The organism is Streptomyces sp. NPDC000941, from assembly GCF_053599555.1.
On record NZ_JBSFMM010000344.1, the window covers coordinates 1 to 8,236 of the forward strand.

8 protein-coding genes are annotated in these 8,236 nt (G+C 73.1%); 5 read left to right on the top strand and 3 right to left on the bottom strand.

Going from position 1 to position 8,236, the window contains the following annotated elements; translation table 11 throughout:
• Positions 1-162 precede the first annotated feature (162 nt).
• Both ACWDSL_RS50195 and ACWDSL_RS50200 read right to left on the bottom strand, forming a co-directional pair.
• Positions 163-1,170: a DUF3152 domain-containing protein gene (locus tag ACWDSL_RS50195; protein WP_450496065.1), complete on the bottom strand. Its 1,008-nt coding sequence runs from the start codon at positions 1,168-1,170 to the stop codon at positions 163-165.
• A gap of 646 nt (positions 1,171-1,816) precedes the next feature.
• On the bottom strand, positions 1,817-2,884 hold the full coding sequence (locus tag ACWDSL_RS50200) for an alpha/beta fold hydrolase (protein ID WP_450496067.1): 1,068 nt from the start codon (positions 2,882-2,884) through the stop codon (positions 1,817-1,819).
• A 377-nt stretch (positions 2,885-3,261) separates the two neighbouring features.
• On the opposite strand from ACWDSL_RS50200, the gene ACWDSL_RS50205 reads away from it, so the two are divergent.
• The 4 genes from ACWDSL_RS50205 (at position 3,262) to ACWDSL_RS50220 (ending at position 5,143) form a co-directional block, all read left to right on the top strand.
• Positions 3,262-3,486, top strand: coding sequence for a hypothetical protein (locus ACWDSL_RS50205; RefSeq protein WP_450496068.1), 225 nt, complete (start codon positions 3,262-3,264; stop codon positions 3,484-3,486).
• A gap of 135 nt (positions 3,487-3,621) precedes the next feature.
• Positions 3,622-4,263, top strand: coding sequence for a TetR/AcrR family transcriptional regulator (locus ACWDSL_RS50210; RefSeq protein WP_450496069.1), 642 nt, complete (start codon positions 3,622-3,624; stop codon positions 4,261-4,263).
• Positions 4,264-4,437: 174 nt separating this feature from the next.
• Positions 4,438-4,665, top strand: a complete 228-nt coding sequence (locus ACWDSL_RS50215) for a DUF3107 domain-containing protein (RefSeq protein WP_014176655.1) — start codon at positions 4,438-4,440, stop codon at positions 4,663-4,665.
• Between the two features lie 211 nt (positions 4,666-4,876).
• Complete coding sequence (locus ACWDSL_RS50220) at positions 4,877-5,143, top strand: hypothetical protein (protein ID WP_450496071.1); 267 nt, start codon at positions 4,877-4,879, stop codon at positions 5,141-5,143.
• A 96-nt stretch (positions 5,144-5,239) separates the two neighbouring features.
• Here the strand turns inward: ACWDSL_RS50220 and ACWDSL_RS50225 are convergent, their stop codons facing one another.
• Positions 5,240-6,019 carry a ferritin-like fold-containing protein gene (locus tag ACWDSL_RS50225; protein ID WP_450496073.1) on the bottom strand — a complete coding sequence of 260 codons (780 nt, stop codon included), beginning with the start codon at positions 6,017-6,019 and terminating at the stop codon, positions 5,240-5,242.
• A gap of 455 nt (positions 6,020-6,474) precedes the next feature.
• On the opposite strand from ACWDSL_RS50225, the gene ACWDSL_RS50230 reads away from it, so the two are divergent.
• Positions 6,475-8,236 (top strand): DEAD/DEAH box helicase (locus ACWDSL_RS50230; RefSeq protein ID WP_450496075.1); only part of this gene is annotated, 1,762 nt, incomplete at its 3' end.

An 8,236-nucleotide genomic window follows, 5' to 3' on the forward strand; every position in this document is an offset into this window, starting at 1 on the left:
CCGCGAGCGCCTGGGGGACGAGGTTGGGGGGGAGGGGGTGGGGGGCGAGGCGGGTTGGGCCGCCCCACCACCGGAAGGGGTGAACGCCCGTGACCTTCCCGGCCGTCAGGCGTTGTGGGGCTCCGTACGCGGATACGGCCGCCGGCTACCCGCGGCCGTCCGTCACCTGGGGTACGGCCAGGCGTTCGGCCGACAGGTCGCCCCGTCGGTCGTCAGGAACTTGGTCTGCTGCATCATCACCGGCGCCAGCGCGCCCTGCCGGGAGCAGATCTCGTGGTTGTGCCCGAGCCGGTGGCCCACCTCGTGGTTGATGAGCATCTGCCGGTACGCATGCATCTTGTCGTCGCCGAAGGTCCTCGCGCCCTGCGCCCACCGATAGGCGTTGATCATGACGCGCTCGGTGGAGGCGGAGTCGCAGGAGACGTTGTCCTGGGTGGTGTCCAGACCGGATTTCAGACACCACTTCGCGGTGGTGCCGGGGCTCGCCAGCGTGATCACGAAGTCGGCCCGGCCGGAGGAGACCCGGTCGAAGGAGCTGGTCCCGCCGTGGCCCCAACTGCGTTCGTCGTTCAGCGTCTTGTGCACGGCCCGCGCGAACAGCTCGCCGTCCAGCGGCAGGCCCTTCTCCACGTCCACGCGATAGCGCCACACCCGGCCCCGGCCGGTCCCCTTGTCCTGCCCGGGGACCGTCGTGAACGCCCCGGATCCGCTCAGCTTCGGGTCCAGCGGGAACTTCTGCGTCATCAGCGCGGCGTACGAAGTGGCCTTCGGGGCCGGGGTGGTGGGGGCGGACCGCGCCGCCCGCTCGCCGTTCCCGTCGTCGTCGCCCGCGGCTTCGGTGCGCTCCGCGCCGCCCTGGGCACGCGCGCTGTTGCCGCTGCCCTGCGGCCCGTTGGCCACCTGCCCGGCGACCACGACCGCCAGCACGGTGGTCACGGCCGCGGCGGCGACACCGGTGAACGTCCGCCCCTTGCCGCCCTTGGCCGCGCCGGCCGCCTCTTGAGGCTCGTCCTCACCGTCGTCGGCGTCGGCGTCCATGCCATCGGCGCCGTCCGCCCCGGTACGGCGCGGCGCTCCCGGGGCGCCCGCGGCGAAGACGTCCTCGCCGTCGCAGTCGAGGGCTTCGGAGGTGTCGAACGCGTCGACGTACTCCTTGCGCGGGCCTGGCATCAGGCCGCCCACCGTCGCGCCCGGCGCAGGGCTCGCGGTCCGCGCCCCAAAAGACGCCCGCGCCCCGCCGGGCATACCGCCCGGACCACCGGGACCACCAGGGCCGCCGGGCACACCGCTCAAACCGCCGCGCCGCACCGAACCGCCAGGACCGGCCTGACCACCGGGACGCGGCTGGCCGCCAGGCCGTCCCGGTCCACCGAAACCGCCGGGACCGGCCGGACCACCAGGCCCCCCGGGCCCGCCCGGGACCATACGACCGCCCGGCCCGCCCGGACCGCCCACGGCGCCCCAACCGCCGCCCGGCTCACGGTGCTCCGGGTGCCCGCCCCTGGCCCGCGGCACACCAGGCCCCTGCGGACGCATCCGCGGCACACCCTGCGGCGGAGTCACACCAGGATCCACACCAGGCTCAGGACCAGCCCCAGGCCCCGGCCCCGGCCCCGGCACCATCCGCCGTCTGCGGCCGGTGCCCGGGCCTCCTGCCGGACCAGCCGGCCCGGCCGGACCGGAGGGCGTGTACTCCACAAAGCCGGGACCGGCACCGGGGCCACGGCCGCCGCCGGGGGCGGGGGCGGAGCCTGGGCCCGCCTGCCCGGACCGGCGGTCGCGGTCCTCCTGGCTCTGGCTGCCACGTGCGCTGTGTTTACCCACGCGCCGCACCGCTCCCGTCCGTGCCGGGTACCGGGGCGGTCCGCATCCCCGGGTCACCCCGGCGGCCGCCGTCCTCCCGGCCCTCCCGGCCTGCTCTGCCTTCTCGGCCTGTCACGTCATCGAGCAGTTCACGCATCCCCTGCGCCACTGCCTCGGGATACTCCATCATCGCCACGTGCCCCGCGTCCACCAGCGTCAACAGCCGCGAGTCGCGGAAGGCCGCGCCGGCCCGCTGCGCCATCCGGTAGGACACCAGCTGGTCACGCATCCCGTACACCAGCAGCGTCGGCGCCAGCACCCGCTCGGCCTGCCGCCACATCGAGTGCTGGCCGCCGAGCGTGTACGAATCGACGAGGCCGCGCGCCGAGCGGGTCAGCGCGTCCCAGAAGTACGGGAGGGCGAGCTTCCGCTCGAACTCCCGCACCGCCAGCGCGAAGTTCTCCGGGCTGACCTGCGACGGGTTGCCATAGGTGAGCGCCATCGCCTCGCGGGTGCGCCGCTCCGCGTCCCAGTCCCGGGTCAGCCGGGTGAACAGCCGGGTGACGCCGGGGATCGCGAGCATGCCGGTGGGGACCGCCGTGATCTGCGGGGGCAGCTCGGGCAGCGCGGGCGAGACGAGAGTGAGGGTGCGCACCAGGTCCGGCCGCAGCGCGGCGACGCGGGTGGAGACCGCGCCGCCCAGCGAATTGCCGACCAGGTGCACGGGCCCGCGCCCGCTCGCGTCGAGATAGCGGATCACCGCACGGGCGTGGCCCGGTATCGAGTAGTCGCCGTCGTCCGGCGGCGGGGAGTCACCGAAGCCGGGCAGGTCAAGGGCCTCTCCGTCCACTCGCTCGGCAAGCGGCTCCATCAGGAGGGACCAGTTCTGCGAGGAGCCGCCGAGCCCGTGCACATAGAGCGCGGGCGGCAGACCGTCCCGGACCGGCGGGCGGCACCGTACGGTGAGGGTGAGACCGGAGAGGCGCACCGTACGCAGCCGCTCCCCCGCTCCGACGCGAACGGGCCGGGCGGGCGGGACCGCGGAGACGATGCGGGGAACCGGCTGCTCGGTCGAAGACATGCGGCAATGTTACGAGACGATCACGCCCGCGGCCCTGTGTTCGCCCTCACAGGGCCGCGTAGCGTCGAGAGCGTCCGAAAGTGAGCTCTCCTCATCCGGGGTTGCTCGGGGCCTGTCCGGAATTCGGTGAGCAGAGGCCCGCCGTTCAGTGGGCTGCCGCAAGCGTTGTACCGGCGAGCCGGTGGTCAGCACCTCACGCGGTTGACTCACGCAGGCCGTCTTCTCGGCCACCGCCGGCCGTACCAGTTCGCCGGGTCGGCGAATCACGGAACACCTCTTAGGCTCGTAGATACACAGGGACGATTCACTCCGGGCCGGGGCGGGCGGGAGAAACGCCCGGACCCGGGCGTCTGAGGAACGCCTGAGGAAGGGGAGAAATGTCCGTCGACCCCAGCGACCCCGAGACCTTCGAGGAAAACGACGCCGCCGAATTCGCCGTGGAGGACGTCGAAGCACCGGAAGTGGACGCCGCGGAGCAGCACCACGACCTCCTGCCGAACCGGGACGAGCCCGTGAACGCGGACGCATTGTCGGAGGCGAACGAGGCGGACCGCATGGAGCAGGCCCGGATCGTCGAGGTGGACGAGGACGACTACTTGTGAACTGCGCCATTTGTCAGCTTTTTATGGAGTCCGGTCCGTGAAATTCTCCGTACGGACCGCGCGCCGCCCTGTTACCCAAAAGTACGATGGCGGGCGCGGTGCACACCGTGTACAGAACACTCATTGGGAGGCGGCGTGACAGCCATCGAGCAGACCGAGGCGCGCCCGCGGGGCACGCGCCTGCCGCGCCGAGCCCGACGGAATCAGCTCCTGGGGGCGGCCCAGGAGGTCTTCGTGGCGCAGGGCTATCACGCGGCGGCCATGGACGATATCGCCGAGCGCGCCGGGGTCAGCAAGCCGGTGCTCTACCAGCACTTCCCCGGCAAGCTCGACCTCTATCTGGCCCTGCTGGACCAGCACTGCGAGGCGCTGCTGCAGTCGGTGCGCACCGCGCTGGCGTCGACGACCGAGAACAAGCAGCGCGTCGCCGCCACCATGGACGCCTACTTCGCGTACGTCGAGAACGAGGGCGGCGCCTTCCGGCTGGTGTTCGAATCGGACCTGACCAACGAGCCGGCCGTGCGCGAGCGCGTGGACCGGGTCTCGATGCAGTGCGCCGAGGCCATCAGCGAAGTGATCGCCGAGGACACCGGCCTACCGAAGGACGAGTCGATGCTGCTGGCGGTCGGCCTCGGCGGGGTCTCGCAGGTCGTCGCGCGCTACTGGCTCTCCAGCGAGAGTCAGGTGCCGCGCGATACGGCCGTGCAGCTGCTCACCTCGCTCGCCTGGCGGGGCATCGCGGGCTTCCCGCTGCACGGCACCGACGGCGGCAACTGAGAGCCGCGCGCGGCGGCCGGGGCGGTGTGCGGGTGTCCGCCGCGCCCCCGGCGGCCGCGTGTTCGCTGCGGGCGTGCGCCCGTACGGCCCGTCCGGTCTCCGCACCGGGCTAATGTGTGCTGCGTACGGCGCGGCTGGCCGCGCACCCCAACTGACCGTCGGAGGGACAAAGCCGTGGAGGTCAAGATCGGCGTGCAGCACGCGCCCCGCGAGATCGTTTTGGAGAGCGGACAGTCTGCCGAGGAAGTCGAGCGCGCCGTGGCCGACGCGCTCGCCGGCAAGGCGCAGCTGCTGACCCTGGTGGACGACCACGGCCGCAAGGTCCTGGTCCCGTCCGACCGGCTCGCATACGTCGAGATCGGCGAGCCGGCCGCCCGCAAGGTCGGCTTCAGCGCGCTCTGAGCAGCGTCCGCGCCAACGGAACGCGGCGGGGCCCGGTGAGAACTCTCACCGGGCCCCGCCCCTTTTCGCGCCCGTGCGGAAGGCCGTCTTCAGGTTCGGTCGGCCGGGCAGGGTTGCCCGCCGCCGGCCGGGGGTAGGACGGCTGCGACCGGGGCTCGGCACCGCCGTACCACGAGGCCTCGGTGCCGATCCACGCACGGGAGGACGCACCATGATCTTGGAAGCGCTCGGCTCCGTACTGATCGGTCTCGCCATCGCATACGGGGCGGGCCGCTGGCAGCCTCGAAGGTTCCATTCCCGACGGCTGCTGCTGTCCACCGGCCCCGGTGCCGCGCTTCTCGGCTCCCTGCTCGCCCACGCCGTGCTGGGCGCGGGACATACGCCGACGGTGCTGATCGCCGCGCTCGGCTTCTCGGTGGCGCTGCTGTCGCTGCTGGTCCGCCCGGCCCGCAGGCTCCGCCGCTCCGCCACGGCCTGAGAGCCACCCCCCCCATACGCACTGCGGCCCGCACCCCTTCAGGGGCGCGGGCCGCGCGCTACAGCTCAGAGCACCGGACTCAGGAGAGCACCAGGCTCAGGACGCCAGGCCCAGCGCCGCCATCCGCTTGGTGTGCGCCTCGGTGATCCGGGAGAACATCCGGCCGACCTCTGCCAGGTCGAAGCCGTCCGCGACCCCGCCCACCAGCATGGTGGACAGCGCGTCCCGCTCCGCGACCACGCGCTGCGCCTGCGACAGCGCCTCGCCCATCAGCCGCCGCGCCCACAGCGCCAGCCGCCCGCCGAGCCGCGGGTCCGCCTCGATGGCCGCCCGTACCTTCTCCACCGCGAACGAGGCGTGGCCGGTGTCGTCGAGCACGCCCAGCACCAGCCCGCGGGTGTCCGAGTCCAGCCGAGCCGCCACCTCGCGGTAGAAGTCGCTGGCGATCGAGTCGCCGACGTACGCCTTGACCAGGCCCTCCAGCCAGTCCGACGGCGCCGTCTGGCGGTGGAACCCGTCCAGCGCCGCCGCGAACGGCTCCATGGCCGCCGTCGGCTGCTCGCCCACCTCCGCCAGCCGGTCTCTGAGCTGCTGGAAGTGGTGGAACTCGGCGGACGCCATCTTCGCCAGCTCCGCCTTGTCCTCCAGCGTGGGCGCCAGCTTGGCGTCCTCGGCCAGGCGCTCGAAGGCGGCCAGCTCGCCGTAGGCGAGGGCGCCGAGCAGATCCACCACGGCCGCGCGGTACTGCGGGTGCTCGGCCGCCTGCGCCCAGTCCTGGGCGGCGATCCCGGTGCGCTCCCCGTCGGCGTGTCCCTCGGTGCGCTCCCCGTCGGCGGGGGCGTTCTCCGGTGTGTCAGACGTCTCCATGCTGCGCACAATAGCCCGCTCAGCGCCCCCTGGAAGGCCCTGGTCAGCCGGGACCGGCAACGGGGCGCATCCGGCATCCCGGTCACAGATGCGCGGTCTCGGGGTACAGTGCTAGAGGCACCCGTCGAGTATCGGCGGGTCGTTCCACGCATACGGATGCCCGGTCGGTGGCCCGATCGGCTCCAAACCGACCGCCTTCCGCGCGGCGCGCATGTAATCGTGCGCACGGCAGGAGGGCTCCGCTCGCGGTATGAGCGCTCGAGCGAGGGCAGTGGTCCCGCGCCGGACCGGCCACCCCAAGGCTGGTTGTACTCGGGGCGCCGTGCGACCCCCTTCGCCGCCTCACGCCGCGTCTCACAGAAGAGGCAAGCATCCTGACCACTTTCCGAGACCTCGGGATCCTCCCCGAGACGGCCGAGGCCCTTGAAGCCGTCGGCATCACGTCCCCGTTCCCCATCCAAGAGATGACGCTCCCCGTGGCCCTCTCGGGCTCCGACGTCATCGGCCAGGCCAAGACCGGCACCGGCAAGACGCTGGGCTTCGGCCTCCCGCTGCTGGAGCGCGTCACCGTCCCCGCGGACGTCGAGGCGGGCCGGGCCAAGCCCGAGCTGCTGACCGACGCCCCGCAGGCGCTCGTGGTCGTCCCCACCCGCGAGCTGTGCCAGCAGGTCACCAACGACCTGCTCACCGCCGGCAAGGTCCGCGCCGTGCGCGTCCTGGCGATCTACGGCGGCCGGGCCTACGAACCGCAGGTCGAGGCCCTGAAGAAGGGCGTCGACGTGGTCGTCGGCACCCCCGGCCGGCTGCTCGACCTGGCGGGCCAGAAGAAGCTGCGGCTCTCCGCCGTCAAGAGCCTCGTCCTCGACGAGGCCGATGAAATGCTCGACCTGGGCTTCCTGCCCGACGTCGAGAAGATCATCCAGCTGCTGCCCGCCAAGCGCCAGACGATGCTCTTCTCGGCGACCATGCCGGGCCAGGTCATCTCGCTGGCCCGGCGCTATATGTCACAGCCCACCCACATCCGCGCCACCGCGCCGGACGACGAGGGCGCGACCGTCGCGAACATCACCCAGCATGTCTTCCGGGCCCACTCCCTGGACAAGCCGGAGGTCGTGGCGCGGGTGCTGCAGGCCGAGGGCCGCGGCCTCGTGATGGTCTTCTGCCGTACGAAGCGGACCGCCGCCGACATCGCCGACCAGCTCGCCCGCCGTGGCTTCGCCTCCGGCGCGGTGCACGGCGACCTCGGCCAGGGAGCGCGCGAGCAGGCGCTGCGCGCCTTCCGCAACGGCAAGGTCGATGTGCTGGTGGCCACCGACGTCGCCGCGCGCGGAATCGACGTCGAGGGCGTCACGCATGTGATCAACTACCAGTCGCCCGAGGACGAGAAGACGTATCTGCACCGCATCGGCCGCACCGGCCGCGCGGGCGCGTCGGGCACCGCCATCACCCTTGTCGACTGGGACGACATCCCGCGCTGGCAGCTGATCAACAAGGCGCTGGACCTGCCCTTCAGCGAGCCGGAGGAGACCTACTCCACCTCCGACCACCTGTACGAGCTGCTGAACATCCCGGAGGGCACCACCGGTGTCCTGCCGCGCGTCGAGCGCACCCGGGCCGGTCTGGACGCCGAGGAGATCGAAGACCTCGGCGAGACCGGCGGCCGCGGCGCCCGGTCCGCGCGCGGCGGCCGCCGCTCCTCGGCGGCGGCAGCGCCTGCCGAGGAGCGCCCGGCCCGCACCCGCACGCCGCGCCAGCGGCGCCGGCTGCGCGGCGGCGTCGCGGTCGACGGGGTGACCGAAGACTCGACGCAGGCGGCCGAGGCGGCCGTGGACACTGCGGAGGGCGCGGCGGAGGCCCCGGCCCCGGAGGCCACCGCCGAGCCGAGGCAGCCCCGCCGCCGTCGGCGCACCCGCGCCGGGGGCACGGCCAAGGCAGCCGACAGCGGCACCGACGCCGAGGCGGCGGTCACCACGGCCGAGGGCCCGACCACGGCCGTGACCGACACCGCCCAGCCCGAGGCGGAGCCTGAGGCCCCGGCCAAGCCGCGCCGCCGCCGCACCCGCGGCGCGGCAACCGCCAAGGCCGCGGAGGCGACGGCAGCAACGGCACCGGCACCGGCACCGGCACCGCAGGACAACCTCTCCCAAGTGGTGTTCGGCCCCGACACCCGGCGGTTTCCGCAGGCTCTGGACACGCTCAACTTCCAGGTGGGGGGCTTCCGTTTCG